Annotated in this window: 26 protein-coding genes and 1 pseudogene; 12 read left to right on the top strand and 15 right to left on the bottom strand. The window is 71.2% G+C overall.

Going from position 1 to position 25,477, the window contains the following annotated elements; translation table 11 throughout:
- Nucleotides 1–38 precede the first annotated feature (38 nt).
- Nucleotides 39–299, bottom strand: a complete 261-nt coding sequence (locus tag ACFC0D_RS09130) for a hypothetical protein (RefSeq protein ID WP_376432748.1) — start codon at nucleotides 297–299, stop codon at nucleotides 39–41.
- Nucleotides 300–409: 110 nt separating this feature from the next.
- On the opposite strand from ACFC0D_RS09130, the gene ACFC0D_RS09125 reads away from it, so the two are divergent.
- Nucleotides 410–751 (top strand): hypothetical protein, encoded by a 342-nt coding sequence (locus ACFC0D_RS09125; RefSeq protein WP_376432746.1) that lies wholly within the window; start codon nucleotides 410–412, stop codon nucleotides 749–751.
- 229 nt (nucleotides 752–980) lie between these two features.
- On the top strand, nucleotides 981–2,249 hold the full coding sequence (locus ACFC0D_RS09120) for an Ig-like domain-containing protein (protein ID WP_376432744.1): 1,269 nt from the start codon (nucleotides 981–983) through the stop codon (nucleotides 2,247–2,249).
- Between the two features lie 151 nt (nucleotides 2,250–2,400).
- On the opposite strand, the gene ACFC0D_RS09115 is transcribed toward ACFC0D_RS09120, so the two are convergent.
- The gene (locus tag ACFC0D_RS09115) at nucleotides 2,401–3,264 is read right to left on the bottom strand and encodes a helix-turn-helix transcriptional regulator (RefSeq protein WP_376432742.1); all 864 of its coding nucleotides are present in this window, start codon (nucleotides 3,262–3,264) and stop codon (nucleotides 2,401–2,403) included.
- 149 nt (nucleotides 3,265–3,413) lie between these two features.
- On the opposite strand from ACFC0D_RS09115, the gene ACFC0D_RS09110 reads away from it, so the two are divergent.
- The gene (locus ACFC0D_RS09110; RefSeq protein ID WP_376432739.1) at nucleotides 3,414–4,466 is read left to right on the top strand and encodes an NAD(P)-dependent alcohol dehydrogenase; all 1,053 of its coding nucleotides are present in this window, start codon (nucleotides 3,414–3,416) and stop codon (nucleotides 4,464–4,466) included.
- Nucleotides 4,467–4,559: 93 nt separating this feature from the next.
- Nucleotides 4,560–4,928 carry a DUF1330 domain-containing protein gene (locus ACFC0D_RS09105; RefSeq protein WP_376432737.1) on the top strand — a complete coding sequence of 123 codons (369 nt, stop codon included), beginning with the start codon at nucleotides 4,560–4,562 and terminating at the stop codon, nucleotides 4,926–4,928.
- Here ACFC0D_RS09105 and ACFC0D_RS09100 read toward each other — a convergent pair.
- On the bottom strand, nucleotides 4,911–6,659 hold the full coding sequence (locus ACFC0D_RS09100; RefSeq protein ID WP_376432735.1) for an ABC-F family ATP-binding cassette domain-containing protein: 1,749 nt from the start codon (nucleotides 6,657–6,659) through the stop codon (nucleotides 4,911–4,913). The two genes, ACFC0D_RS09105 and ACFC0D_RS09100, sit on opposite strands and share 18 nt — an antisense overlap.
- A gap of 84 nt (nucleotides 6,660–6,743) precedes the next feature.
- Nucleotides 6,744–7,049 carry a hypothetical protein gene (locus tag ACFC0D_RS09095; RefSeq protein WP_376432733.1) on the bottom strand — a complete coding sequence of 102 codons (306 nt, stop codon included), beginning with the start codon at nucleotides 7,047–7,049 and terminating at the stop codon, nucleotides 6,744–6,746.
- Nucleotides 7,050–7,396: 347 nt separating this feature from the next.
- On the opposite strand from ACFC0D_RS09095, the pseudogene ACFC0D_RS09090 reads away from it, so the two are divergent.
- Nucleotides 7,397–7,609, top strand: a pseudogene (locus ACFC0D_RS09090) (response regulator transcription factor); the annotation flags it as partial.
- 53 nt (nucleotides 7,610–7,662) lie between these two features.
- On the opposite strand, the gene msrA reads toward ACFC0D_RS09090, so the two are convergent.
- The 4 genes from msrA to ACFC0D_RS09070 form a co-directional block, all read right to left on the bottom strand.
- A complete protein-coding gene (gene msrA, locus ACFC0D_RS09085) occupies nucleotides 7,663–8,325 on the bottom strand; it encodes a peptide-methionine (S)-S-oxide reductase MsrA (RefSeq protein ID WP_376432731.1) in 663 nt (220 codons plus the stop codon).
- 129 nt (nucleotides 8,326–8,454) lie between these two features.
- The gene (locus ACFC0D_RS09080; RefSeq protein ID WP_376432729.1) at nucleotides 8,455–9,570 is read right to left on the bottom strand and encodes a hypothetical protein; all 1,116 of its coding nucleotides are present in this window, start codon (nucleotides 9,568–9,570) and stop codon (nucleotides 8,455–8,457) included.
- A gap of 39 nt (nucleotides 9,571–9,609) precedes the next feature.
- On the bottom strand, nucleotides 9,610–11,223 hold the full coding sequence (locus tag ACFC0D_RS09075) for a M48 family metalloprotease (RefSeq protein WP_376432727.1): 1,614 nt from the start codon (nucleotides 11,221–11,223) through the stop codon (nucleotides 9,610–9,612).
- 336 nt (nucleotides 11,224–11,559) lie between these two features.
- Nucleotides 11,560–12,666, bottom strand: coding sequence for a hypothetical protein (locus ACFC0D_RS09070; RefSeq protein WP_376432725.1), 1,107 nt, complete (start codon nucleotides 12,664–12,666; stop codon nucleotides 11,560–11,562).
- A gap of 141 nt (nucleotides 12,667–12,807) precedes the next feature.
- Here ACFC0D_RS09070 and ACFC0D_RS09065 point away from each other — a divergent pair, with 141 nt between their 5' ends.
- On the top strand, nucleotides 12,808–13,962 hold the full coding sequence (locus ACFC0D_RS09065; RefSeq protein ID WP_376432723.1) for a cystathionine gamma-synthase: 1,155 nt from the start codon (nucleotides 12,808–12,810) through the stop codon (nucleotides 13,960–13,962).
- 37 nt (nucleotides 13,963–13,999) lie between these two features.
- On the opposite strand, the gene ACFC0D_RS09060 is transcribed toward ACFC0D_RS09065, so the two are convergent.
- From ACFC0D_RS09060 to ACFC0D_RS09045, 4 genes are read right to left on the bottom strand one after another with little or no spacing between them, the layout of a single operon-like run.
- Nucleotides 14,000–14,191 (bottom strand): DUF1059 domain-containing protein, encoded by a 192-nt coding sequence (locus ACFC0D_RS09060; protein WP_376432721.1) that lies wholly within the window; start codon nucleotides 14,189–14,191, stop codon nucleotides 14,000–14,002.
- A 41-nt stretch (nucleotides 14,192–14,232) separates the two neighbouring features.
- Nucleotides 14,233–14,484, bottom strand: coding sequence for a hypothetical protein (locus tag ACFC0D_RS09055; RefSeq protein WP_376432719.1), 252 nt, complete (start codon nucleotides 14,482–14,484; stop codon nucleotides 14,233–14,235).
- Nucleotides 14,481–14,990 (bottom strand): sigma factor-like helix-turn-helix DNA-binding protein, encoded by a 510-nt coding sequence (locus tag ACFC0D_RS09050; RefSeq protein WP_376432717.1) that lies wholly within the window; start codon nucleotides 14,988–14,990, stop codon nucleotides 14,481–14,483. Before ACFC0D_RS09050 ends, ACFC0D_RS09055 begins: the two co-directional genes overlap by 4 nt.
- Nucleotides 14,991–15,021: 31 nt before the next feature.
- On the bottom strand, nucleotides 15,022–15,537 hold the full coding sequence (locus ACFC0D_RS09045; protein ID WP_329116721.1) for a MarR family transcriptional regulator: 516 nt from the start codon (nucleotides 15,535–15,537) through the stop codon (nucleotides 15,022–15,024).
- A gap of 147 nt (nucleotides 15,538–15,684) precedes the next feature.
- Here ACFC0D_RS09045 and ilvA point away from each other — a divergent pair, with 147 nt between their 5' ends.
- The 3 genes from ilvA to ACFC0D_RS09030 all read left to right on the top strand — a co-directional run bounded on the left by ilvA (nucleotide 15,685) and on the right by ACFC0D_RS09030 (nucleotide 18,909).
- Nucleotides 15,685–16,914 carry a threonine ammonia-lyase gene (gene ilvA / locus ACFC0D_RS09040; protein WP_376432714.1) on the top strand — a complete coding sequence of 410 codons (1,230 nt, stop codon included), beginning with the start codon at nucleotides 15,685–15,687 and terminating at the stop codon, nucleotides 16,912–16,914.
- Between the two features lie 121 nt (nucleotides 16,915–17,035).
- Complete coding sequence (locus tag ACFC0D_RS09035; protein ID WP_376432712.1) at nucleotides 17,036–18,067, top strand: ATP-binding cassette domain-containing protein; 1,032 nt, start codon at nucleotides 17,036–17,038, stop codon at nucleotides 18,065–18,067.
- Nucleotides 18,064–18,909 carry an ABC transporter permease gene (locus tag ACFC0D_RS09030; protein WP_376432710.1) on the top strand — a complete coding sequence of 282 codons (846 nt, stop codon included), beginning with the start codon at nucleotides 18,064–18,066 and terminating at the stop codon, nucleotides 18,907–18,909. Before ACFC0D_RS09035 ends, ACFC0D_RS09030 begins: the two co-directional genes overlap by 4 nt.
- Nucleotides 18,910–19,094: 185 nt before the next feature.
- Here the strand turns inward: ACFC0D_RS09030 and greA are convergent, their stop codons facing one another.
- The gene (gene greA / locus ACFC0D_RS09025; RefSeq protein ID WP_376432708.1) at nucleotides 19,095–19,592 is read right to left on the bottom strand and encodes a transcription elongation factor GreA; all 498 of its coding nucleotides are present in this window, start codon (nucleotides 19,590–19,592) and stop codon (nucleotides 19,095–19,097) included.
- Nucleotides 19,593–19,782: 190 nt separating this feature from the next.
- A complete protein-coding gene (locus ACFC0D_RS09020) occupies nucleotides 19,783–20,184 on the bottom strand; it encodes a DUF4307 domain-containing protein (RefSeq protein ID WP_376432706.1) in 402 nt (133 codons plus the stop codon).
- Nucleotides 20,185–20,281: 97 nt separating this feature from the next.
- On the opposite strand from ACFC0D_RS09020, the gene mca reads away from it, so the two are divergent.
- Together mca and ACFC0D_RS09010 are read left to right on the top strand one after the other, a co-directional pair.
- Complete coding sequence (gene mca, locus ACFC0D_RS09015; protein WP_376432704.1) at nucleotides 20,282–21,163, top strand: mycothiol conjugate amidase Mca; 882 nt, start codon at nucleotides 20,282–20,284, stop codon at nucleotides 21,161–21,163.
- On the top strand, nucleotides 21,156–21,395 hold the full coding sequence (locus tag ACFC0D_RS09010) for a hypothetical protein (protein WP_376432702.1): 240 nt from the start codon (nucleotides 21,156–21,158) through the stop codon (nucleotides 21,393–21,395). Before mca ends, ACFC0D_RS09010 begins: the two co-directional genes overlap by 8 nt.
- A 103-nt stretch (nucleotides 21,396–21,498) precedes the next feature.
- Here ACFC0D_RS09010 and ACFC0D_RS09005 read toward each other — a convergent pair whose 3' ends face one another.
- Complete coding sequence (locus tag ACFC0D_RS09005; RefSeq protein WP_376432700.1) at nucleotides 21,499–24,714, bottom strand: tetratricopeptide repeat protein; 3,216 nt, start codon at nucleotides 24,712–24,714, stop codon at nucleotides 21,499–21,501.
- Nucleotides 24,715–24,958: 244 nt separating this feature from the next.
- Here ACFC0D_RS09005 and ACFC0D_RS09000 point away from each other — a divergent pair, with 244 nt between their 5' ends.
- Nucleotides 24,959–25,348, top strand: coding sequence for a rodlin (locus ACFC0D_RS09000; protein ID WP_376432698.1), 390 nt, complete (start codon nucleotides 24,959–24,961; stop codon nucleotides 25,346–25,348).
- Nucleotides 25,349–25,477: the final 129 nt, after the last annotated feature.

The following is a 25,477-nucleotide window of genomic DNA, read 5'->3' as shown; positions in this document are numbered from 1 at the left end:
CGTCGTACCGGCTCAGGCGGCCCTTCCGTCGTACCGGCTCAGTGCACCCGGCCGCCGCGTCTCATCGCCAGTGTCACGAATCCCGCTCCCACGGCCAGGAAGCCCGTCCCGCCGATCAGATACGGCGTCGTGTCCGGGCTGCCGGTCTCGGCGAGGCGCTTCTCACCCGCCTCGCGCTCCTGCTGGGTCGAGGTGACCCGCTCATCGTCGGTGGCGTTCGCGGAAGGGACGAACCACAGCGCGAACAGCAGCGTCCCGGCCGCCGTGGCGGTCAGCAGCGGGCGTCGAGCGACGGACACAGAGATTCGATCCCCCTTGCGGAAACCGCGAATTGGTAGGTGCGCCGATGCTAATGAACACTGCGGGTCGCAGGAAAGTCGAGACCCCACTGAGCTCTACGCTCCCACGTATGAGCACTTCCGAGACATCACGTTACGTACGGCTTCGCGTCGAGGTCGTTCTGGAGATCGACGGCCCCGAGGAGCTGACCGAGGCGGCCGTCGGCCGCATCGACACCGACGAGTTCATGCCCGAGGACGAGCGCGTGCACGCCCGCTCCGCCGTCCACGAGGACAGCGCGGAGGCGCTGGCCTACCTCATCGAGCCCTTCGACCTCGTCAGGCAGGTCCCCGGGATCGAGCTGGTCCAGGCCTCCTGGACCAGCGAGGAGGTCGACTACGACCCCGATGCCCAGGAGTGGGACCTCGACGAGGAAGATGAGGTGGACGAGGACGACACGGAACGGGTCTAGCAGGGCGTGGCACCCCTGGAAGCCCCGGTACGGGCGTCCCGTACCGGGGCTTCCCGCTGTTCGGAATCCGGTACCTGGTCTGAACGGAATCCCGTACGGGAGCCTGTACGGGAACCGGACGCTCCGCGGCCGCGTGTCGATCAGTGGCGTTCCCCACAAACCTTCCGGTTACGGAACCGGGCAGGGTCTCATGGATGTTTTGACGAGTGTTGGCAGGGATTCGGCGACGATGGAGATGCGTGTGATGACGGACAGCAAGCGCCGCAAGAGCCTGGCGGCTGCCGCCGCGGTGCTCGGCGGCGTGTTGGTGCTCTCGGCGTGCAGCGACGGTGACAAGAGTGGCGCCGCCGACAGCTCCGCGTCGGCGCAGTCACAGGCACAGGTCGACGAGGCCGCGGCGCAGAAGACGTCGAAGGCCCAGATATCCATCTCGCCCAAGAACGGCACCGCCAACGCGTCGATCAACAACGACGCCAAGGTCACCGTCACCAACGGCACGCTGTCCGAAGTGACGATGACCACGGCGGAGGGCGCGAGCGTCGAGGGCGAGATGTCCGCCGACAAGCTCAGCTGGAAGCCCACCGGGCAGCTCAAGCGCGCCACCGTCTACAAGATCGCCGCCACGGCCAAGGACGCGGACGGCCTGGAGGCGCACGAGAACACCTCCTTCACCACCGTCTCCCAGGCCAACAGCTTCATCGGCAGCTTCACGCCCGAGGACGGCTCCACCGTCGGCGTCGGCATGCCGGTCTCGATCAACTTCAACAAGGCGATCACCGACAAGAAGGCCGTCCAGGGCGGCATCACGGTGACCTCCAGCAGCGGCCAGGAGGTCGTCGGGCACTGGTTCAACTCCCAGCGCCTCGACTTCCGCCCCGACGACTACTGGACCGAGGGCTCGACCGTCACGCTGAAGCTGAACCTCGACGGCGTCGAGGGCGCCGAGGGTGTCTACGGCGTCCAGCAGAAGACCGTCACCTTCAAGATCGGCCGCAACCAGGTCTCCACCGTCGACGTCGCCACCAAGACCATGACGGTCAAGCAGGACGGCAAGACGATCAAGACCATCCCGATCTCGGCCGGCTCCCCGGAGAACCCCACCTACAACGGTGAGATGGTGATCTCCGAGAAGTTCAAGGAGACCCGGATGAACGGCGCCACCGTCGGCTTCACCGACGACGACGGCAAGGGCGAGTACGACATCAAGGACGTCCCGCACGCCATGCGCCTGTCCACCTCGGGCACGTTCATCCACGGCAACTACTGGGGCCCGGACTCGATCTTCGGCTCCGCCAACACCAGCCACGGCTGCGTGGGCCTGAACGACGTCAAGGGCGCCGGCGACCCGAACCAGATGGCCGCCTGGCTCTACGACCACTCCATCGTGGGCGACGTCGTGATCGTCAAGAACTCCAAGGACAAGACGATCTCGCCCAGCAACGGCCTCAACGGCTGGAACATGAGCTGGTCGGCGTGGAAGGCCGGCTCGGCGGTCTGATCCACCCGGCACACCCGTACGGGAACGGCGGCCCCTTCCGATGGAAGGAGGCCGCCGTTTCCGTAGGTGGGTACCGCGGGGCCGCAACCGTTCCGTCTGCGCGTACCGCAAGGGCCGCTGCCGTTTCCGTCCGCGGGTACCGCAGGGGCGGCTACCGTACGACCGGTTCCTCCGCGCCCCACTGTGCGAGCAGCCGCAGCGCGTCCGCCGACGCCGACCCCGGCTCCGCGTAGGACGTCACGAGTACCAGGTCCGGGTCCGAGCCGGCGACCTTCAGCGACTCGTACTTCAGCGTCATCTCGCCCACCAGCGGATGCCGTAGCCGCTTCGCGCCGTGCCCCTTGTCGGCGACCGTGTGCGCGGCCCACAGCGAGCGGAAGTCTTCGCTCCGTACCGACAGCTCACCCACCAGCTCAAGGAGCGCCGGGTCCTCCGGGTAGCAGCCCGCGTACAGCCGCAGCATGCTCACCACCTCGGTGGCCTTGCACTCCCAGTCGACGTACAGATCACGGGTGTTCGGGTCGAGGAAGACCATCCGCGCCATGTTCCGCTCACGCGGCTCCCAGGCCGCGAAATCGCCCATCAGCGCCCGTGCCATCCGATTCCAGGCGAGGATGTCGAGCCGTCGGCCGACGATCAGGGCCGGGACGGTCTCCATGGAGTCGATCAGCTGCGAGAGGCCCGGCCGGAGCTGCTGGGGCCGGGCGATCGCGGCCCGGTGGTGCTTCTTCTTCGCCGTGGGCTTGGCCAGATGCGTCAGATGCGCCCGCTCGCTGTCGTCCAGCCGCAGCGCCCGGGCGATCGAGTCGAGGACCTCCATCGACACATTGCGGCCGTTCCCTTGCTCGAGCCGTGTGTAGTACGCGACGGAGACACCGGCCAGCTGCGCCAGCTCCTCCCGGCGCAGCCCCGGTACGCGCCGGTGCCGGCCGAATTCCGGCAGCCCGACGTCCTCGGGCTTCAGCCGGGCCCGGCGCGAGCGCAGGAATTCGCTGAGTTCGGCACTGAGATCCATGCGTCCCGAGTATCCCAGGTCGTACGTTCGAACGGCGCGCTGTTCCTGTCGAATGTGCAGTGTTCCTGACCCTGCCAGTGGTATGCACGCTGGTCGTAGGCACAACAGAGGGCTGGGTACGGTCCGCCCGGGTCGGCAGGGTGGTTGCCATGACTACCAACGTCACCACCGTTCCCGCCTACGCCGCACCGGCGGCCAACGCGCCGCTGGAGCGCACCACCGTGCCGCGCCGCCCGGTCGGCGAGCACGATGTCCTGATCGAGATCAAGTTCTCCGGCATCTGCCACTCCGACATCCACCAGGCCCGTGACGGCTGGGGCGAGGGCATCTACCCGATGGTGCCCGGCCACGAGATCGCCGGGATCGTCACCGAGGTCGGCACCGGGGTCACCAAGCACAAGGCCGGGGACCGTGTCGGCGTCGGTTGCTTCGTCGACTCCTGCCGGGAGTGCGAGTACTGCCTCCGGGGCCTGGAGCAGTACTGCGCGAAGGGCATGATCGGCACGTACAACGCCCTCGACAAGGACGGTGAGCCGACCTACGGCGGCTACTCCACCCACATCGTCGTCGACGAGAACTACACCCTGCGCATCCCGGACGGCATCCCGCTCGACCAGGCCGCCCCGCTGCTCTGCGCGGGCATCACCCTCTACTCGCCGCTCGCCCACTGGAAGGCCGGCCCCGGCAAGAAGGTCGCCGTCGTCGGCCTCGGCGGCCTCGGCCACATGGGCGTCAAGATCGCCCACGCGCTCGGTGCCGAGGTGACCGTGCTCAGCCAGTCGCTGAAGAAGCAGGAGGACGGCCTCAGGCTGGGCGCCGACCACTACTACGCCACCAACGACCCGGCGACCTTCACCGAGCTGGCCGGCTCCTTCGATCTGATCGTCTCCACCGTCTCCGCCCCGCTCGACTTCACCGCCTACGTCGGGCTGCTCAGGACGGACGGCGCGCTGGTGAACGTCGGCGCTCCCGAGGAGCCGATCGCGCTCAACCTGTTCCCGCTGATGCTCGGCCGCAAGACGCTCGCCGGCTCCGCGATCGGTGGCATCGCCGAGACCCAGGAGATGCTGGACTTCTGCGCGGAGCACGGACTGGGCGCGGAGATCGAGCTCATCCGCGCGGACCAGATCAACGAGGCGTACGAGCGGGTGCTGGCGAGCGACGTGCGGTACCGCTTCGTGATCGACGCGTCGACGATCTGACCGATCCGAGCGCTCCTCCCGAACGGGATGTGTGCCGGGGCATGACGTACGAGGTAATCGACCCCGTACGCCCTGCCCCGGCACGCTTGCGTCATGACCGCATACGCCCTCGCGAACCTGAACCCCCCGACCGTCCTCGACGAGGAGGTCTTCACCTACATGGAACGCATCCAGGCGACGCTGGACCCCTTCGGCGGCCGCTTCCTCGTGCACGGAGCCCCCGAGCGGGAGGTCCGGGAGGGCGAGTGGCTCGGGGCGCTCGTCATGATCGGCTTCCCCTCGATGGACCAGGCGCGCGGCTGGTACGACTCCGCCGCCTATCAGGAGCTGATTCCGCTGCGCACCCGCCACATCCCGGGCGCTGTGCTCCTGATCGACGGCGTCGCCCCCGGCTACGACCCGGCGGCGACCGCCGCGATGCTGCGTGCCGCGTCAGGTGCCGCGTCAGGTGGCACGGCCTGAGCACAGTTCGAGCCGGGTGCCGCCGAAGCCGGAGCGGAAGCGGTGGTCGTGGGAGACCACGACCACGGCCCCCTCGAAGGCGGCCAGGGCCGCCTCCAGATCCTCGACCAGTGAGAGCGCGACATGGTTGGTCGGCTCGTCCAGGACGAGCAGGTCGGCCGGCCGGCTCACCAGCCGGGCCAGCTCCAGCCGCCGCTGCTGGCCCACCGACAGCGCGGCCACCGGCACGGCCAGGTCCTCCTCCCGGAAGAGCCCGAGGGCGAGCAGCTCGTCCGCGTGCTCCTCGGGCAGCCCGGGGCGGCCCGCCGCGTACGCCGTGAGCAGCGGCTCACGGGACGGCACGGCGGGCAACTCCTGGGCCAGGTACCCGACCCGGCCCGGCCGGACGACCGTGCCGCTGTCGGGTCGCAGATCCCCGGCGATGACCCGCAACAGGGTCGTCTTCCCGGCCCCGTTGGGCCCGGAGACGAGCAGCCGGTCGCCGGGCGAGATCCGCAGCTTGTCGATCCGCAGCCGCTCGCCGACGACGATGTCGGCGAGCTCGACGAGCACACCGCCGACCACGCTCGGCCCGTCCACCGCGCCTGGGCCGTCGCCCGGCCTCGGGCCGCCGTCCGGCCAGGATTCTGTGCCGGGCCCGGAGCCGGATCCGGGCCTGAGCGGGTCGCGGTTCGCCGGTGCCGGGGCGCCGGGAGCCGTCGTCGTCAGCCGGGCCGTGAAGCGCAGTGGCTCCGGTGGGGCCGGTACCGGCGTTCTCCGCAGCTGTTCGAGCCTTACCCGGGCCGACCTGACCTGCCCGGACAGTTTGTTCTCGTGGGAGCGGCGGTGCTTGCCGAAGCCCTGGCGCGGGTCCTTGCCGGACACCGCCAGGCGCTGACCGGCCGCGGCCACCAGCTCCTCCGTGCGGGCCACCTCCTCCCGCCACTCCTCGTGCTCCCGCACGCGGCGGCGGCGTTCGGCGGCCTTCGCCGCGCGGTAGCCGGACCAGCCGTCGCCGTACCGGGTCACCGCGCGTGTGTCGCGGTCGACCTCCAGGATCGCCGTCGCCATCCCCTCCAGGAACGCCCGGTCGTGGGTGACGGCCACCACCGTGCCGCGGTGCGTCCGCAGCCGCTCCTCCAGCCAGCCGGCGGCCGCCCGGTCGAGATGGTTCGTCGGCTCGTCGAGCAGCAGCAGCTCGGCGCCGGAGGCCAGGACGCAGGCGAGGGCGAGCCGGGACTGTTCGCCGCCCGACAGGGTGCCGACGCGGCGCTCGTACGCGATGTGCCCGAGGCCGAGCCCGTGCAGCGCGGCGTCGACCCGGGCGTCGGCCTCGTACCCGCCGCGCTCCTCGTACCGGGCCGCCAGCTCCCCGTACGCGGCCAGCTCCTCGGCCGTCGCGGAGCCGAGCGACTCCTCGGCCGCCCGCATCTCCCGCTCCATCGAACGGAGTTCGGCGAGCGCCGCGTCGACGGTGTTCCGCACGGTGTGCCCGGGGCCGATGCCGAAGGTCTCGGCGAGCGTCTGGGCGAGGTGGGCGGTGCCGCCGGGGAAGCGGACGGTGACCTCCCCGGTGTCCGGGGCCTCCGCCCCGGCGAGGAGCCGCAGCAGCGTGGACTTCCCGGAGCCGTTCTCACCGATGACGGCGGCCTTCTCGCCGGGACGGACGGTGAACGAGACCTGTTCGAGGACGGAGCGGTCCCCGTAGGCCTTGGAGACGTCGTGCATGGTCATTTGGGCGCGTTCGCGCATGGGATCTCTCCCTGGAGGTGGGGTTCGTTCGGGCCGGAGGAAGGGACACCGGGACCACCACCGCCGCGCCCCGAGGGCGCCGGATCAGCGGGTCAGACCGTGTCCGCGGCCGGAATCAGCGAAAGTAGTAGTACGAACCCATGCGATCGAGTCTAGACGCGTGGCCCGACGACGGCGCAACCAATAATGCGCGGTCGCCACGGCGAGCAGCGGGCCCCAGGCGAGCAGGGGCACGTAGCAGGCGGTCATGACCACGTACGCGATCCCCTTCGGGGACTCGGGGTGGCCCATGGTCTCCGGGCCGTTCCAGCCGAAGGCGCCGAGCGTGGTGAGCGCGATCAGGGCGAGCGCCCCGGCGCCGGCCAGGGTCACCGTGAACGAGGTCGGCACGCGCCGCCCGCCGGCTGGTCCGCAGGTTCGGCGAGGAGGGCCGGATCGCGAGCCGTCTCGGCATCGGTGACGGCGTGGAACGCGCGCTCTCCCGGGAGGCCGCCGCCACGCTCCACCGGGTGGCGACCGAAGCGCTGACCAACGTACGTCGGCACGCCCCCGAAGCGACCTGGGTGGAGGTCGAACTGGCCCTCGTCGACGGGGAGGTGACGATGACCGTCACCAACGACGGCGCCCGCCCCGGCCATCACCCCCGTACCCGCGAGCGGCGGCACGCTGCACACCACCACCGCCCACGACGGCATCTGGCGCCTCACCGCCACCCTGGACCGGACCGGAGACCGCACATGACCACCCGCATCCTGATCGCCGACGACCAGGACGACGTCCGCAGCGGCTTCCGGCTCATCCTCGACTCGCAACCGGACATGACCGTCGTCGCCGAGGCGGCCGACGGCTCCACGGCCGTCGACCTCGCGCGCACCCTGCGCCCGGACGTCGTCCTCGCCGACATCCGGATGCCGAAGCTGGACGGGCTGGAGGTCACCCGGCAGCTGTCCGCCGGGACGAAGGTGATCGTGCCCTGCGCATGGGTTCCGAAGCCCACGCGACGTCAGCCGTCGGCCTTCGCCACTCCGATCGGGCAGGACACGCCCGTGCCGCCGATGCCGCAGTAGCCCGTCGGGTTCTTGTCCAGGTACTGCTGGTGATATCCCTCGGCGGGGAAGAACGTGCGGCCGTCCGCAGGGAGGATCTCCGTCGTGATCGTGCCGTAGCCGGAGCCCGTGAGGACCCGCTGGTACGCGGCGCGGGAGGCTTCCACCGCCGTGGCCTGCGCGGGGGAGTGGGTGTAGATCGCCGAGCGGTACTGGGTGCCGACGTCGTTGCCCTGGCGGAAGCCCTGGGTCGGGTCGTGGGACTCCCAGAAGAGCTTGAGCAGCTGCTCGTACGAGACCTTCGACGGGTCGAAGACGACCCGGACGGCCTCGGTGTGGCCGGTCAGGCCCGAGCAGACCTCTTCGTAGGCCGGGTTCGGGGTGATGCCGCCCTGGTAGCCGACGAGCGTCGTCCAGACGCCCTCGGTCTGCCAGAACTTGCGCTCGGCGCCCCAGAAACAGCCGAGGGCGAAGTCGGCGACCTCAAGGCCTTCGGGGTACGGGCCGAGCAGGGGGTTGCCGAGGACGGTGTGGCGCTCGGGCACCGAGAACTCGGGCTCCGGGCGGCCCTTCAGCGCCTGCTCGGGCGTGGGGAGGACGGGGGTGCGTGACAGGAACATACGGCTTCTCCTCGACGGTCGGCGTTACCCACAACGCCCGGGGGCCGGGAGGGATTCCCCCGGCCCCCCGGGGCCCCGCCCCCCCCGGCCCCCGCCCCCCGGCCCCCGGCCCCCGGCCCCCGGTCCCGGTCAGGCCCCCGACCCGTTGGCCACGCACTCGTCGCGCATCCGGCAGAACTCCTCCGCCGCGTCGCCCTTGTGGAGCCAGGGGAGGAACGCGCCCACGTGGCCGTCCACCCGGCGGAACTGGTCGAGCGCCTCGTCCCACCGCTTCTGCAGGTACAGGTAGTACGCCAGCAGGTGACGGACCTCCGGCAGTCGCGGGTGGGCCGGGTCGGCGGCGGCCACGTCGGCGAGGACCGCGTCGACCGTCGCGTACATCTCGGGGGTGCGGTCGACGTCGGCCGTGTCCGAGTCGTCGTGCTCGAAGTGGGCGATGAGCGGGAACACCGACATCAGCGTCCCGGCAGGGGCCTCCGCCGCGGCCCGTACGGCGAAGGCGCGGGCGAGCTCCTCGGAGCCGCGCCACTTCGCGCACCAGTACTGCAGGGCCGAGAAGGTGGCCTCGTAGTGGTGCGGAGCGCGGCTGGTGATCTCCTTCCAGATGCGATGCATCTCCTCGTGCGGCTGACCGAGGCCGATCGCCGTCAGGATCGCGCCCAGATACGGGGCCGGGTCGTCCGCCGGCGCCAGAGCCGCGGCGCGCGTGTGTTCGTCGCGCGAGCGGAGCAACGTGCGGCGGAAGCCCTCGAACTGTTCCTGGGTGGTGTACTGCGCGCGCTTCGCGCCCCGGATGTTCCACGCCAGGACCACGGTGCTGCGCGCCCGCAGCAGGGCCGCGGCCGGATCGTCGGGCCGGGCGGCCTCCCACGACTGCAGCCAGGCGTCGTCGTCGGCGGCCATGTCGGCCAGCTGATGGCAGACGTGGGTACGGCGCTCCCAGTCGCTGTTCTTCGCCGTCTCGTCGAGGAGCTCGGCGGCCGGCTGCCAGTCGCCCGCCCTGGCCGCCGCCATGGCGACCGTGAGGGCCGGCGGCAGCGGCGCGGGCAGTTCGGTGTTCTGCCGCTCGGGGGGCAGCAGCCCCAGCGCCGAGACGCGCGCGGCGGTCTCCTCGGCGGCGGCCTCGGCGGCCGGGTCGGAGCGCAGGCCCTCGATCGTGCCTTGGACGATGGCCTTGAGGAAGTAGAGCCCGAGGGCCAGCACGCCCAGGACGAGGGGGGTCAGGACGATCCAGAGGATGATCACGGTGACTTCGGTGACTTTCTTCGTACGGGGGCGGGAGGTTCAGGAGGTGTGGAGAAGCGTGCGGAGCGGGCCGGTGTCCGGGCGGTCCGTGACCGCCGCGTCCAGGGCGGCCGGGAGTTCGTCCGCGTAGCCGGGCGGCAGACGCAGGCTCGCCTCGGCCGCCCAGGACAGCTGCCAGCGCGCCCGGCCGTCCTCGGTGAGGGCGTCGGTCACCAGCCGGGACAGTCCACGCCGCAGCACGGGCCGGGCGAACTCGCGGGCGGCACGGCCCGTCGCGGCACCGGCCTGCTCCGACTTCGGAAGCCGGTCGGTGATCGCCCAGGCCTTTCCGGCGTCGATCGCGTCGAGCAGAGCGTTCAGTGCCGCGCTCGGCTCCGAACCCTCGGAGACCGTCCCCGCCACCGCCGCCGTCGCGCGCCGCACCGGCTCCGCCTCGCGCACCGAATGCGCGCTCATCGCCTCGTGCACCAGGTCCGGCCACTCCACCCGGCGCATCCGCAACGCGTCGGCGGTCAGCGATACGTCCTCCACCGCGGCGAGTGAGCGCTCGGGCGAGGCGAGCAGCGAGAGAGAGGGCCGCGAGGGCGCGGCGCCGCGGCCGTCGTCGGGCAGGGCTTCGAGGAGGGCGACCCGTTCGGCCACGGGCGGGTGGGAGTCGTAGGGGGAGGCTGGGTGCGTCGGCAGGTCGTACCGCAGGTCGTCCAGCTCCTCCGTGCGCGCGGCGAGCAGATGCCGGACGCCGCCGATCACCTCGCCGTGCGGGGGCAGCAGTCCGAACTCGGCGCCCAGCGTGGCGTAGGAGTCGAGGAAGAAGCCGTTGGCCGCTTCCACGACGGCGATCTCGCGCAGCGCCGAGGCGGTCGCGTCGCGGCCGGTGATCCGGGCGGCCGCGAGGTCGGCGGCGAGCTCCTGGCGGCGCGAATCGGCCTGCGTGGCCCGCAGGGAGAGACGTCCGTACGCGGTGTAGATCCGGGCCATCGTGCGGAAGGTGAAGCCCACGCCGGTCGTGTCGATCTCGCGGGCCTTCTTGCCCTTGGAGATCCGTTTGGCGGCCTTCTTCTCCTGTCGCGCGGTCTCCTTGGCGACCTTGCCGCCGGCCTTCGCCTCGAAGTGCGCGACGGTCCGTTCGACCTGGACGCGGCCGCGGGCGGTGATGCCGGAGAGGCGCGTGTCCGCGTGGGTGAAGTGCCCGAACTCATGGGCGAGGACGGCCCGCAGCTGTGCCTCGGACAGCCCGGCCATGAGCGGGAGGCCCAGGTAGAGGCGGCGCCGGCCGCCCAGCAGGCCGAGGAGCCGGGAGTCCTCGCTGACGGCGGCGTTGACCTCGCCGGTCAGCCGGATCTCGTCCGGCGCACGGGTGCCGACCTGCTCGGCCAGCTCGCGCACGGTCCGCCAGAGCCCCGGCTCGTCGGCCTCGGTGACGAGGACACCCGTGGTGATCTCGTCCTGCGGGGTCCGCAGCATGAGCATGCCGCGGACGATCGGGACCGCGAGGACGGCGGTGACGACGTAGAACTTGAGTGCCCAGGGACCGGGGGCCCAGAGGGTGGCCGCCCAGTCGATCAGACCGAGCACGGCCAGCAGGGCGAAGCCGAGAACATGGAAACCGGCAAGCAGGACGAGGGCGCGCAGCGCGCGCAGAGAAGCGCCCATCGGGCAGAGTTCCCCCACGGAGAAAAGGCGATCGGTGGTGCTGTGGGGGGAAAGCGGAGTATCACCCATCGACGCGGCTGCCGTCCACCAGGAAAGGGCGCCCGACCTGGGCGTTCGTACGGGAAGCACCGTATTTGGCCCGTCCCGTACGGCCGCCGCCACCGACGCCATTCCGTACGGACACCGCGTTACCGGGCCCCCGTTGGAACACCCCGTTCCGACGCCCGTCCCGTGCGGACACCGCGTAATGATGCCCTTCTCGTGCCGACACCGCGTGTGATGCCCTACTCGTGCGGACACCCCGTTCCGACGCCCGTCCCGTGCCGACGGGGGCCGCTAGCGCGGCAGCGTCGCCGGGCTTCCGCCGTTCGCCTCGTACCCGGCCACCGCCAGGTTCCGGTACACGGTGTACTCCGCGGCCGGGTCCTCGCTCAGCGTCCACGGCAGCGCGCCGACGTGGCCGTCCACATGCACGAGCTGGTGCATCGCCTCGGACCAGCGCTCGCCGCGGACCAGGAAGAGCACCAGCAGATGACGGACGTGCGCGAGCATCGGGTCGTCGGGGCGGGCGGAGTGGACGGCGTACAGCGCGCCCTCCATCGCCTTCCTGACCACCTCGGTCCGGTAGAAGTCCTGGACGATGACGATCTCGGGCAGGTGCTCGTACACCGCGAACAGCGGCAGTGCGGCGAGCAGCGAACCCTGCGGGGCGCGGGCCGCGGCCGCCGTCGCGAAGCGGTCGGCGTCCGCGCGCGAGCCGTGCCACTTCTCGCACCAGAAGTGCAGGGCGGCCAGATGCGCGCCCATGTGCTGCGGGGCGCGGTCGATGATCTTCGCCCAGACCTGGTCGAACTCCTCGTGGCTGTAGCCGAGTCCGCGGGCGACGGCGAGCTGCACGATGTACGGGACGGGGTCGCCGGGGGCGAGCAGCGCCGCCTCCTCACTCACCTTCTTCGCCTCTTCGAGGATGATCCGGAAGTCGTCGGTGCCGGCCGCCGAGGAGCGCCAGGCCTGCTGGACCAGGAACTCGGCGTGTACGGCCGCCCCGCCGGGGTCCTTGGGCGAGTCGGCGCGCCAGGCGCGCAGCCACGCGCCTCCGACGCCGGGCTTCTGCTGGAGCTCCAGCGAGGCCGCGCCCGCGAACGCCTGGACGCGCTGCCAGCGGACCTCGCCCTCCTTCTCCGTGCCGGCGAGGAGCTGCGAGGCCGCCCGCCAGTCCTGGGTCGCCTGGACCACGTCGAGGACGTCGAGCAGGTCGGCGTCGGGGCCGGGCATCCGTACGTCCTGCTGCTCCTGGCGCGCGAAACCGTACGCCTCGGGGTCCGCGGCGTCCGGCGCGCCGGGGGCGACCTGATGGATTCCGACGGCGCGGCGGCGCCTCAGGATCGGAGCGAGGACCGCGAACAGCAGCCCCATCGCGAGCAGGAACCAGAGAATCTCCATGGGTCCATTGTCCAGGAAGGCCCGCGCGACCCGTGAGCCGCGGGGCGACCCGCGGCAGCCCCCCTGAGGCGTGCCACGCTGTGAGACACCCGGTGAGACGTCGGCGGCGGTGGGCCGTGCTCAGGACTACGCTCCTGCCTCATGAGCGACGAGCACACTCACCAGAGCTTCGAGACCCGCGCCATCCACGCGGGCAACACGGCCGACCCGCTGACCGGCGCGGTCGTCCCGCCCATCTACCAGGTGTCCACCTACAAGCAGGACGGCGTCGGTGGGCTGCGCGGCGGTTACGAGTACAGCCGCAGCGCCAACCCGACGCGTACCGCCCTCGAGGAGAACCTCGCGGCTCTGGAGGGCGGCCGGCGCGGTCTCGCCTTCGCCTCGGGGCTCGCGGCCGAGGACTGCCTGCTGCGGACGCTGCTGGCCCCCGGCGACCACGTGGTCATCCCCAACGACGCCTACGGCGGCACCTTCCGGCTCTTCGCCAAGGTGGTCCAGCGCTGGGGCGTGGACTTCTCCGTCGCGGACACCTCCGACGTGGAGTCCGTGCGCGCCGCGGTCAACGACCGTACGAAGGTGATCTGGGTCGAGACCCCGTCGAACCCGCTGCTCGGCATCACCGACATCGCGGCGGTCGCGGACGTGGCCCGTACGGCCGGCGCGAAGCTGGTCGTCGACAACACCTTCGCCTCGCCCTACCTCCAGCAGCCGCTCTCGCTCGGCGCGGACATCGTGGTGCACTCGCTGACGAAGTACATGGGCGGCCACTCGGACGTCGTCGGCGGCGCGCTGGTGACGGCCGACGAGGCGCTCGGCGAGGAACTGGCGTACCACCAGAACGCGATGGGCGCGGTGGCCGGTCCGTTCGACTCGTGGATCGTGCTGCGCGGCATCAAGACGCTCGCCGTCCGCATGGACCGGCACAGCGAGAACGCGGGCAAGGTCGCCGAGATGCTGACCCAGCACCCGAAGGTCACCCAGGTCCTGTACCCGGGACTGCCGGAGCACCCGGGCCACGAGATCGCGGCCAAGCAGATGAAGGCGTTCGGCGGGATGATCTCCTTCCGCGTCGCGGGCGGCGAGGAGGCGGCCGTCGAGGTCTGCAACCGCGCCAAGCTGTTCACGCTGGGTGAGTCCCTGGGCGGCGTGGAGTCGCTGATCGAGCACCCTGGCCGGATGACGCACGCGAGCGTGGCGGGCTCGGCCCTGGAGGTCCCGGCGGACCTGGTCCGGCTCTCGGTGGGCATCGAGAACGTGGACGACCTGCTGGCGGACCTGCGCCAGGCGCTGGGCTAGGAGCTCTCTGCCGGGCGCCCCACCGAGGGGCGCCCGGTCAGGCCGAGACCTTCTCGTCCTCGAGCGATTCGCGGATCATCGTGCGCAGGTCGATGCTGTCGCTGTGGCCGTGCACCGAGATCGCGTGCTCGGCCGCGGCCCGTACGACTTCCTCTTCCTCACCGGTGATGGTGAGCGTGCAGCCCATCACGCTGGGCGTCTTGCGGCAGTCGGCGACTTTCCTGGTCATGGCGGCCTCCTGGGTCTCCTCCTTCCAGGCTAGGGCCGTTGTCACCAGCCTTCGAGCGGAGGCGTGGTCTCCGACGGCGGTACCTGCCAGGGTTCGGCCACCGACGCCCACACCGCGAAGGCCAGCACCGCCGCGGCCAGCACTACCCACAGCGCCCGGCGGACCATCCGGTCGCGGTGCAGCAGCCGCGTCCCGCGCTCGACGGCCCGTGCGGCCAGGTCGCCGGGGACCTGGGGATGCGTGCTCTCGAGCATCCGCCGGACCGCGTCCTCCTTGCGTTCGTGCCGGGTCACGAGGCCACCTCCCCCGGCCGATCCCGCCGATCAGGCCGATGCGGCGCGTCCCGCCGGTCCCGCAGGGCGGAGACGGCGCGGGCGCAGACGGCCCGGACCCGTTCCTCGGGCAGCCCGAGCAGCGCCGCGGTCTGCTCCTCGGCCACCCCCTCGTACAGCCGGAGCACCAGGACGAGACGTTCCTGCGGGGTGAGAGCGGAGAGGACGCCGCCCCGGCCGCGGTGGTGCCGCCAGGCGGTGCGGGAGAAGCGGGCGGCGAGGTCGGCGCGGGTGCGGTCGTACGGATCCTCGCCGCGCAGCCGGTCCCAGTGGGCGTAGGTGTGCGCGAGGGAGGCGGTCAGCAGCGCCTGGGCGCGCGGGTTGCGGGCGCGGGTCTCGGCGGTGAGCAGCGTCGCGGCGTGCAGCAGCCGCCCCGCCGCTCCCGCCACGAACGCCTCGAACTGCCGGATGCGGTGGCGCTGTTCGCCTCCCTGGCCGCCCCCTGGGCCGCCGTGTCGATCGCGCACGTCCTCATATGAGGACAGGGCGCTGCTCGGGTCAAGAGGTTGCGGAGGACTCCGTGTCGGCGGCGGGCGGCAGGCCCGACTGGCGAGCGGACAGCGCCGAGTTGAATCGGGTGAGCAGCGTGCAGAACGACTCGCGTTCGTCCGCCGTCCAGCCGTCCGTCACCTGCGCCATCAGTTCGCGGCGGGAGGCGCGGACCTCCTCCAGGCGGGCCAGTCCGCGCGGCGAGAGCTGGAGCACGACCGCGCGTCCGTCCTCGGGGTGCGAGGTGCGCTTGACCAGGCCGGTGTCGACGAGCGGGGCGACCTGGCGGGTGACGGTGGACGAGTCGATGCCCATGCCCGCCGCGAGCGCCTTGACGCCCATCGGGCCTTCCTGGTCGAGCCTGTTCAGAAGCAGATAGGCGGCCCGGTCCATCGAGTTGCGGAGCTGCCCGGTGCCGCCGAGGCGGGTCTGTTCGGCCCGCCGCGCGAAGACGGCCACCTGGTGCTGGAGGGCATCGAGGAGACCGGGGTCAAGCTCAGTCGTCATGTCCTGAGATGTGGGCATGGCTGTGGGGGCTCTCTCGTGCGGTGGTCGGTTGGTGGGGGACAGAGTACGCGGACCTTCGAGGGTCCGTACCTGCGCTGCGCAAACCCGCGGGGGTGCGGGCCACTCGGGCGGCCACGGGGCCCGTGAGCTGCGAGACTTGCTGTCATGAGCTTCCGTAGGCCAGACCCCTTGCACCACCTGATCCTCGACGATGTGCGCGGGGCGCAGAAGATGCTCTCGGGGGTGGCCAGAGTGACGGCGATGGAGGGGAGCCGGCACCTGTCCTCGCTGGTGGGGGCGCCTGTCCACCTCAAGTGCGAGAACCTTCAACGAACCGGTTCGTTCAAGCTTCGTGGCGCGTACGTACGGATCGCCGGGCTGCGGCCCGAGCAGCGGGCGGCCGGAGTGGTCGCCGCATCCGCGGGGAACCACGCGCAGGGCGTCGCGTTGGCCTCCGCGCTCCTCGGGGTGCACTCCACGGTCTTCATGCCGGTCGGAGCCCCGCTGCCGAAGGTCGCGGCGACCCGGGAGTACGGCGCCGACGTGCGGCTGCACGGCCATGTCGTGGACGAGACGCTGGCGGCGGCGGAGGAGTACGCGGCGGAGACCGGCGCGGTCTTCATCCATCCCTTCGACCACCCGGACATCATCGCCGGACAGGGCACGGTCGGTCTGGAGATCCTGGAGCAGTGCCCGGAGGTCCGCACGATCCTGGTCGGGGTCGGCGGCGGTGGGCTGGTGGCGGGCATCGGGCTCGCGGTGAAGTCCGTGCGCCCCGACGTGAAGGTGATCGGGGTGCAGGCGGAGGGAGCGGCCGCGTATCCGCCGTCGCTGACCGCCGGGCACCCGGTGGCCATCGAGTCGCCGGTGACGATGGCGGACGGGATCAAGGTGGGACGCCCGGGCGACGTCCCGTTCGCGATCGTCCAGGAGTACGTCGACGAGATCCGCACGGTCTCCGAGGACGCGCTCTCCTCGGCCCTCCTGCTCTGCCTGGAGCGGGCGAAGCTGGTGGTCGAGCCGGCCGGCGCGAGCCCGGTGGCGGCGCTGCTGACCGATCCGAAGGCGTTCGCGGGCCCGGTGGTCGCGGTCCTGTCCGGGGGGAACGTGGACCCGCTGCTGATGCAGCGGATCCTGCGCCACGGCATGGCTGCCGGGGGCCGCTATCTGAGCCTGCGGCTGCGGGTGACGGACCGGCCGGGCGCGCTGGCGACGCTGCTCGCGGTGCTGACGGTGGTGGACGCGAACGTGCTCGACGTGAGCCATGTGCGGACCGATCCGCGCCTCGGGCTGACGGAGGCCGAGGTGGAGCTGCACCTGGAGACCAAGGGTCCGGAGCACTGCGAGGAGGTCGCGGCGGCGCTGCGGGACGCGGGATACGTCGTGATGGCCTAGGTCTTGTCGGTTCGCGATGTATCGCGTTAGCGTGTGGTCCGGGTCACACATTCGGTGGGCGTCGTCCGCCGTTCAAACCTAAACTTGGGTGGAAAACGCCCAAATCCCTGGGAGAACCCACATGCCAGGCGCGATCTACGCCGAGGGTCTGGTGAAGACCTTCGGCGACGTACGAGCTCTGGACGGCGTCGATCTCGACGTACCCGAGGGCACGGTCCTGGGCCTGCTCGGCCCGAACGGAGCGGGGAAGACCACGGCCGTGCGCGTCCTGACGACGCTGCTGCAGCCGGACAGCGGAAGGGCGGTCGTCGCAGGGATCGACGTCCTCAGGCACCCGAACGAGGTCCGGCGCTCGATCGGCCTGTCCGGCCAGTTCGCGGCCGTCGACGAGTATCTGACGGGCCGCGAGAACCTCCAGATGGTCGGTCAGCTCTACCAGATGGACGCCAGGCGGGCGAAGGTCCGGGCGGGCGAGCTGCTCGAGCGCTTCAACCTCGCGGACGCGGCCGACCGCACCGCCAAGACGTACTCCGGCGGTATGCGCCGCAGGCTCGACCTCGCCGCCGCCCTGGTCGTCTCGCCGCCCGTGATGTTCATGGACGAGCCGACGACCGGCCTGGACCCGCGCAACAGGCAGTCGCTCTGGGCAGTCATCCAGGAACTCGTCGCGGGGGGTACGACCCTGCTCCTGACGACCCAGTACCTGGAAGAGGCCGACCACCTGGCCGACGACATCTGCGTCATCGACCACGGCAAGGTCATCGCCCGAGGTACGTCGGACGAACTCAAGGCCCAGACGGGCGGTGAGCGCGTCGAGGTCGTCGTCCACGAGCCGGAGATGATCGCCCCGGCCCGTGACGTCCTCGGACGCTACGGCCTGGCGGGCATCGGCCACGGCGAGGTCTCCGTCGAGAACCACACCCGCAAGCTGACCGTCCCGGTCACCGGCGGCGCCAAGCTGCTCGCCGAGGTCATCCGGGACCTGGACACCGTCGGTGTCGAGATCGACGACATCGGTCTGCGCCGGCCCACCCTCGACGACGTCTTCCTCTCGCTGACCGGCCACACGGCCGAGCGGGACGAGGAGGAGAACGGCGGAGCGGCGCAGGGCGCCAAGGGCCGCAAGCGCGACCACGAGGAGGCGGCGAAGTGACCGCAGTGAACGACGCCGTCGCGGTCCCCAGGCCGCGCGGCCGCGTCTCCCAGTCCGTCAACGACTCGCTGGTCGTCGCCAAGCGCAACCTGATCCGGATGACCCGGATCCCGGAGATGATCATCTTCGGGATGATCCAGCCGATCATGTTCGTGGTGCTGTTCAGCTACGTCTTCGGCGGGTCCATGAACATCGGCGGCTCGACCTCCCCGGAGGTCTACCGCGAGTTCCTGATGGCCGGCATCTTCGCCCAGACCGTCACCTTCGCCACGGCCGGCGCGGGCGCGGGCATCGCCGACGACATGCACAAGGGCCTCATCGACCGCTTCCGCTCCCTCCCGATGGCCCGCGGCGCGGTCCTCACCGGCCGCACCCTGGCCGACCTGGTGCAGACCACCCTCACGCTCGTCGTCCTCGCGATCGTCGCCCTGCTCGTCGGCTGGCGGATCCACGAGGGCGTCCCGAAGGCGCTCGGGGCCTTCGCCCTGCTGCTCCTCCTCGGCTACGCCTTCTCCTGGATCGGTGCCCTGATCGGCCTCTCGGTCCGTACACCGGAGGCCGCGACGTCCGGCGGGCTCATCTGGCTCTTCCCGGTCACGTTCATCTCGAACGCGTTCGTGGACTCCAGCCAGATGCCGTCCTGGCTGCAGCCCATCGCCGAGTGGAACCCGTTCAGCGCGACCGTCCAGGCCTGCCGCGAACTGTTCGGCAACCCCGGCGTCTCCCCGTCGGACGCCTGGCCGATGCAGTACCCGGTCTGGGCCTCGCTGATCTGGTCGGTGCTGATCATCGTGGTGTTCCGGACCTTGTCGGTACGGAAGTACCGGTCGGCGACGGTCTGACGGTTCAAGGCCCTGCGCTTCGGGGCCCCGGGCCTCAGGGCGCGTAGCCCGACACGATCTGGCCGTCGAAGGTGGTGACGAAGAGCGCCCCTCCGGCGGCTGGCACGCTGCTCGCGCCATGGTCCGCGTAACTGCCAAGGGCCGGGCCCCCGAGGGGGTCCGGCCCTTCGACGGAAGGATCGGGCTCAGCCGGTGTACGGCTTGGCGCTGAGGATCTTCACGGTGGCCTTCTTGCCGTTCGGCAGCTCGTACTCGGCGTCCTCGCCGGCCTTCTTGCCGTTCACACCGACCCCGAGCGGGGACTGCGGCGAGTAGGTCTCGATGGTGCCGCTGGCGTACTCGCGGGAGGCGAGCAGGAAGGTCATCGTGTCGTCCTCGTCGCCGTCGAAGGCGATCGTCACGACCATGCCGGGCTCGACGATGCCGTCGTCCGCCGGCGCCTCGCCGACCTTGGCGTGCTCGAGCAGCTGGGTCAGCTGGCGGACCCGGAGCTCCTGCTTGCCCTGCTCCTCCTTGGCCGCGTGGTACCCGCCGTTCTCGCGCAGGTCGCCCTCCTCGCGCGCCGCGGCGATCTTGGCGGCGATCTCGGTTCGCGCGGGACCAGACAGGTACTCCAGCTCGGCCTTGAGCTGGTTGTACGCCTCCTGGGTGAGCCAGGTGACGTTGTCGCTGGTCTGGGTCACAGGTGCTCCTCGTAGGTACTGGGAATACAAAGCATCGCCCTACCCAGAAGGATTGTCCTTCCTGGGCGGGCGAAACCACGAGCCTAACAATTAGTGGCGAAAAGGGGGAGGACATAAACCATCAAGATGGCGTCACTCCTGGTCAGCGCGGGAAACGGAGCTCGACACACCACATGCTCCCTACCCACAGCTACTGCGGGGTACACCCCACGAGCTCGGCGCTGGTCGCCCGCGCGGTGGTCCGGATCGACCAGACCCGGTCGACCCGGTCGGCGGCCTCGTCGACCTTCACGTCCTTGCGGCCCACCTCGGCCCCGTCCTCGGAGCGCGAGCGCAGCGTGCAGACGCCCGTGACATCGACGTCCTTGCGAACCTCCAGGTGCACCTGCACCTCGGTGTCGCTCACCACGTCGAACTTGATCATCTCGGCGCTGATCCGGCTCTCGCCGACGTAGTGCCAGCCGAACCAGCCCAGGACGCCGAGGAACAGTACGCCGAGCACGGCGCCGGCGACCTTGAGCTTGCGGTCGGCACGCTCGTCCGCGGAACGGCCGTAGCGCCCCTCGGGCAGCTGCTCTCGCACCGCGCTCATGATCGTTCCTCTCGCCGCCGGGGGCCCGGAATTTTCCGCCCCCCGGTTCCGTCACTATAGAGACCTGCCTCCGCGACGAATCACTGAGGATCGAGTCTTGACTGAGCAGCTGCGACTGATGGCCGTTCACGCCCACCCCGACGACGAGTCGAGCAAGGGCGCGGCGACGATGGCCAAGTATGTGTCCGAGGGGGTGGACGTGCTCGTGGTCACGTGCACGGGCGGCGAGCGTGGCTCCATCCTCAACCCGAAGCTCCAGGGTGACGCCTACATCGAGGCGAACATCCACGAGGTGCGCCGCAAGGAGATGGACGAGGCCCGCGAGATCCTCGGGGTCGAGCAGGAGTGGCTCGGCTTCGTCGACTCCGGCCTGCCGGAGGGCGACCCGCTGCCGCCGCTGCCCGAGGGCTGTTTCGCCCTGGAGGACGTCGACACGGCCGCCGGCGAGCTGGTCCGCAAGATCCGTTCCTTCCGTCCGCAGGTCATCACGACCTACGACGAGAACGGCGGCTACCCGCACCCCGACCACATCATGACCCACAAGATCACGATGGTGGCCTTCGAGGGCGCCGCGGACACCGAGAAGTACCCGGAGGCCGAGTTCGGCCCGGCCTTCCAGCCGCAGAAGCTCTACTACAACCAGGGCTTCAACCGTCCCCGCACCGAGGCCCTGCACCAGGCGCTCCTCGACCGGGGCATGGAGTCCCCGTACGGCGACTGGCTGAAGCGCTGGGACGAGTTCGAGCGCACGGAGCGGATCCTGACCACGCACGTCCCGTGCGCGGAGTTCTACGAGATCCGCGACAAGGCGCTGATCGCCCACCGTACGCAGATCGACCCGGACGGTGGCTGGTTCCGCGTGCCGATGGAGATCCAGAAGGAGGTCTGGCCGACGGAGGAGTACGAGCTCAGCAAGTCGCTGGTGCCGACCTCCCTCCCCGAGGACGACCTCTTCGCGGGCATCCGCGACAATGCCTGACATGAGCGCACACCTGGCACTGACCCAGCTTGTCCCCTTCGCCGCCGAAGAGCTGGACAAGAACAAGGTGACCCCCGGCGTCCTCGGTTTCGTCGTCTTCGCCGTGATGGCCGTGGCCGTCTGGATGCTGATGAAGTCGATGAACCGCCACATGGGCAAGGTCTCCTTCGACGAGGCCGCGGAGCCGAAGGGCACCGCCCCCGCGAAGAGCGGCACGGCCGCGCAGGAGTAACGGCGGACCGCCGCGGCGCGGGCTCTCCTCCCGGGGAGGGCCCGCACCGCGGCGTTCCCGGGCTCAGGCCCCTCCGCCGCCGCGCCTCACGACGTGCCCCGGCTCACGCCATCTCCAGCGGGACACCCATCACCTCCCGGGCGTGCCGGTTCGGCACCATGCCCAGGTCCCAGGCCTGCCAGCCCGCGTCGAGCTGGACGCCCCGCTCCAGGACCACGGCGTACGCCTCCGCGCAGTCCTCCACCTTCCCGTCCCGCGTCGGATGCCTGTCCTCGATCAGCCGCGCCAGCTCCTCCTGGGCGACGACCGTGCCGACCTCCGCACCGCCCGGCGAGCCGTACGGGAGCAGCGTGCAGCGCAGGAAGCGGGCCCAGTCGGCGCCCCTCCGGTCGTCGTACGACAGGAAGAGGTCGGTGGCCTCCCCGCACAGCTCCAGGGCCTGCGCGACCTTCCCGTTCCCGGCGTCGACGATCGCCAGCTCCAGACAGGTCCAGGCCTCGCCGTGCGCCACCCCGATGCGGTGGAAGTCCGCCCGGGCGTCGACCAGCAGCTGCCGGGCGAAGCCGGAATTGCGCAGATTGCCGGTCTGGGCCGCGCGCTGGTCCCGGGTCACCCGGCCCGAGTGGTGCCGGGCGCAGGCGAGCCCGTACACGTCCCGCATCCGGGAGAACATCGTGCGCGCCCGCTCCAGCTCCCGTACCGCCTGATCCAGGTCGCCGCGCTCCTCCAGCGCGTGCCCCAGGTAGTACAGCGTCCAGGCCTCGCCCCGCGCGTCCTCCTGGTCGCGATGGCGGGAGAGCGCCTGCCGCAGGCCTTCGACCGCGGGTGCGATCTCGCCCTCGACGAGCCGGGCGCGGGCCAGCTGCGTCAGCGCCCACGCCTCGCCGCGCCCGTCGCGGGTACGGCCGTACTGGTCGAGGGCGGCCCCCAGCTCGGCGTCGGCCCGCTCCACGTCGCCCATCCGCAGACACACCTGGCCCAGCTGGAAGTGCGCCCAGGCCTCGCCGTGCAGGGACTCGTTCTCGCGGTGCAGCTCCAGGGCCGTGTGCAGCAGGGCCAGCGCCTCGGCCAGGTTCGCCCGGTCCCGCTCGACCGCCGCCAGGGCGTGCAGGGTCCAGCCCCGGTCGGCGGCCAGCGACTCCGGCTCCTGGAGCACCAGCGCCTCCCGCAGCTTCGCCGACGCCTCCGACAGATTGCCCTGGTGGTGCAGGGTGATCCCGAGCGAACAGAGCGCGAGCGCGGCCCCCGCGTCCTGGTGCGCCTCCTGGTAGAGGGAGACCACCGAGGTCAGCGTGGTGCGCGCCTTGTCGAGCTCGCCGAGCTGCCGGGCCGCGATACCGGTCCGCCACTGCACCGACCGGGACAGCAGCCCCTGACCGACCGCGTCGGTCAGCTCGTTGATCTCGCCGAGCCGGTACAGGTCGCCGCGCAGCAGGCAGTAGTCGCAGAGTGCGCCGAGCAGATTCAGCACGGTCTGCTGGTCGACGCCCTCGGCGTGCCGCAGGGCCGCCGTGATGAAGCTCGACTCGTCGTCCAGCCAGCGCAGGGCCGCGTCCAGCGAGCCGAAGCCGTGCCCGCCGAAGCGGTCCGCACGGGTCGACATCTTGCCGTCGACCATCCGGATCACCGCGTCCGCGAGCTCCGCGTAGTTCTGTATCAGCCGCTCCTGCGCGGCCGCGATCTCCGCCGCGTCCTCCTCGTCCTGGAGCCGGGCCGCCGCGAAGTCGCGTACGGAGTCGTGCAGCCGGTAGCGCTCTCCCCGGACATGGTCGAGGAGCCCCGCGTCGGCGAGCTCCCGCAGCAGCCGGGCCCCTTCCTGACCGTTCCCGCCGAGCAGCGCACCGGCCGCCGCCGCGCCCAGCGAGGCCCGCCCGGCGAGCGCGAGCCGGCGCAGCAGCCGCCGGCCGTCCTCGTCGAGATCGGTGAAGTACCGTACGGAAAGCGCCCGTTCGACAGCGTCCGGGCCCCAGCCCGGGCGGGCCAGCAGATGCGCCAGATCGCTCATCGAGCGGCTGCCCAGCGAGGACCCCGCCACCCGCAGCGCCAGCGGCAGCCCCCCGCACAGCTCCCGGATCCGGTCGAAGGCCTCGGAGTCGTACGGACCGGGGTCCGGCGCCTCGGCCGCCTCCCGCAGCAGCTCCTCCACCCCCGCCGCGTCCAGCGCAGCCACCGGCAGCCGGTGCACGGCCGCCGGCACGTCCGGCCCGAGGTCCAGCGGCTCCCGGCACGTCACCAGGACCAGACTGTCCGAACGCTCCGGCAGCAGGGTGCGCACCTGCTCCGCCTCCACCGCGTCGTCCAGAATCACCGTCACCGGCAGCCCGGTCAGATGCTGGTGGTACGACTCCGCCAGCCTGCGCACCTGCTGCTCCGCCGAAGACCGCTCGCGGAACAGCAGCTGCTCGCGCGGCGCGCCCAGCCGGTTCAGCAGATGCAGCAGCGCCTCCCGGGTGGACAGCGGCTTCTCGCCGCGCGTCCCGCCGCCCCGCAGGTCCACCACGCATGCCCCGCGGAACTGGTCCCGCAGCGCGTGCGCCGCCCGTACGGCCAGAGTCGTACGGCCCGCGCCCGGCTCCCCGTGCAGCATGACGACCGTCGGCCGGGTCTGTGTCGCCGCCCGGCCCGCCTGCACCCACTGGGTGATCTGGGCCAGCTCGGCGCGCCGTCCCGTGAACGGCCCGCCGGGGTCCGGCAGATGGCCGAACGACTGCTCCAGGACCGTCCGGCGGCGGGCCGCCGCGCTGCGGTCGGCGCCGCGCAGCTGCGCCACCACCTTCTGCGGCGGCTTCTGTGTGCTCGCGAGCAGCACCCGCTGCTGGTCGAGGAAGGGCCGCACGCCCCGTACGTCCAGCGCCGTCAGCCACTGCAGCCGCAGCTGCTCGGGCCCGCCCGGCTGACCCAGCGCGCCCGCCCGGCGGTGCGCGGCGGGCCAGTGCGCGGCCGTCACCTTCAGGACGGTCGCCGCCGCGCCCGCCACCGCCACCACGGCCCCGGCGCCCAACGCCGTACCGGCCGCCGTGCCGAGCGCCAGGTCGGCGCCGAAGGCCGCAGCGGCGGCGACGGCCGTGACCAGCGCGGGAGTTCCCACGGCCTGTCTGCTGAACCGATCTGCAAGGGACTGCCGTCCGGCCTCCGCCTCCTCCAGCGCCCGCAGATACGTCTCGTACTCCTCGCCCGCACTCGCCGCCATGGTGTCCAGCGCGGCCCGGCCGCGCGCCAGCAGCGCCGTGGAGTCGGAGCGGCCTCCGGAGCGCCGCACCTCCTCCTCCACGGCGCGTGCCAACAGCCGCTCGGCCTCGGCCCGGTGGCTGTCCCGCATGTGCGTCCCCCTCCGAGAGCTTCCGCTTTCCGGCGACAAGTGTCCTGCGTGACGCGCGTCGGCGCGAGGGAGCGGGGCGATCGGCCTCCCGAACGCCTGCCCCCCGACCCCGCGTCCGATGGCGTTCATCTGCTGAATAGCGCGTCCGAGTGACGACCCGGAACCAATCCATTCGCGGGCAGTTGATCAGCGTGCTTCGGCTAACGGAGCATTCCAGGGCCCTCGAGCTCAAGAAGGAAGACTCGTGATCAAGAAGGTTCTTGCTACGGCGGCGGTTGCGGTTTCGGTCGCCGGTATGGGCGCGACGACCGCGATGGCGGCCGGCGACGACGGCAACAGCGCCAACATCATCGGCAACCAGTCGAAGCAGTCGATCGGCAACACCTCGACCGATGGCTACTTCAGCCCGAACTTCGGTCTTGTCAACGGTGGCATCCTGCACTGCTTCGACATCCAGAAGGTGAACGCCCAGGTCGGCGGCGGCCTCAACATCCCGATCCAGGTCCAGGACGTTCTCGGCAACCCGATGGCGAACCAGACCTGCACCCAGAACTCCGTGCAGCAGAAGGGCGACGACGCCCTCTCGCACATCCTGGGCGAGGTCCTGTCCGGCAACGGGAACGCCGGCCACTGACGCCACCGGTCGCGCTGAAGCGGCCCCGTTCCTCGCAGAGCCAGTGCGAGGAACGGGGCCGCTTCTAGTATACGTGCCCCAGTCTCTTATAAACATAAGAAGCAGCCGACGATATTTGTGGTGTATATA

The sequence above is a fragment of the Streptomyces sp. NPDC056222 genome (assembly GCF_042264065.1).
In the GTDB taxonomy this organism is placed as follows: Bacteria; Actinomycetota; Actinomycetes; order Streptomycetales; family Streptomycetaceae; genus Streptomyces.
Note: the sequence above shows the minus strand (reverse complement) of the source record. Positions and strands in the feature narration are given on the sequence as shown.

Coding starts and splice junctions, on each gene's coding strand:
- ACFC0D_RS09020 (WP_376432706.1), bottom strand. CDS start 20,184: ATGAGCGCGGTGCGAGAGCAGCTGCCCGAGGGGCGCTACGGCCGTTCC.
- ACFC0D_RS09125 (WP_376432746.1), top strand. CDS start 410: ATGAGCACTTCCGAGACATCACGTTACGTACGGCTTCGCGTCGAGGTC.
- ACFC0D_RS09060 (WP_376432721.1), bottom strand. CDS start 14,191: ATGACCAGGAAAGTCGCCGACTGCCGCAAGACGCCCAGCGTGATGGGC.
- ilvA (WP_376432714.1), top strand. CDS start 15,685: ATGAGCTTCCGTAGGCCAGACCCCTTGCACCACCTGATCCTCGACGAT.
- ACFC0D_RS09065 (WP_376432723.1), top strand. CDS start 12,808: ATGAGCGACGAGCACACTCACCAGAGCTTCGAGACCCGCGCCATCCAC.
- ACFC0D_RS09010 (WP_376432702.1), top strand. CDS start 21,156: ATGCCTGACATGAGCGCACACCTGGCACTGACCCAGCTTGTCCCCTTC.
- msrA (WP_376432731.1), bottom strand. CDS start 8,325: ATGTTCCTGTCACGCACCCCCGTCCTCCCCACGCCCGAGCAGGCGCTG.
- ACFC0D_RS09035 (WP_376432712.1), top strand. CDS start 17,036: ATGCCAGGCGCGATCTACGCCGAGGGTCTGGTGAAGACCTTCGGCGAC.
- ACFC0D_RS09110 (WP_376432739.1), top strand. CDS start 3,414: ATGACTACCAACGTCACCACCGTTCCCGCCTACGCCGCACCGGCGGCC.
- ACFC0D_RS09075 (WP_376432727.1), bottom strand. CDS start 11,223: ATGGGCGCTTCTCTGCGCGCGCTGCGCGCCCTCGTCCTGCTTGCCGGT.
- ACFC0D_RS09120 (WP_376432744.1), top strand. CDS start 981: ATGGAGATGCGTGTGATGACGGACAGCAAGCGCCGCAAGAGCCTGGCG.
- ACFC0D_RS09045 (WP_329116721.1), bottom strand. CDS start 15,537: ATGCCCACATCTCAGGACATGACGACTGAGCTTGACCCCGGTCTCCTC.
- ACFC0D_RS09115 (WP_376432742.1), bottom strand. CDS start 3,264: ATGGATCTCAGTGCCGAACTCAGCGAATTCCTGCGCTCGCGCCGGGCC.
- ACFC0D_RS09100 (WP_376432735.1), bottom strand. CDS start 6,659: ATGCGCGAACGCGCCCAAATGACCATGCACGACGTCTCCAAGGCCTAC.
- ACFC0D_RS09105 (WP_376432737.1), top strand. CDS start 4,560: ATGACCGCATACGCCCTCGCGAACCTGAACCCCCCGACCGTCCTCGAC.
- ACFC0D_RS09070 (WP_376432725.1), bottom strand. CDS start 12,666: ATGGAGATTCTCTGGTTCCTGCTCGCGATGGGGCTGCTGTTCGCGGTC.
- ACFC0D_RS09005 (WP_376432700.1), bottom strand. CDS start 24,714: ATGCGGGACAGCCACCGGGCCGAGGCCGAGCGGCTGTTGGCACGCGCC.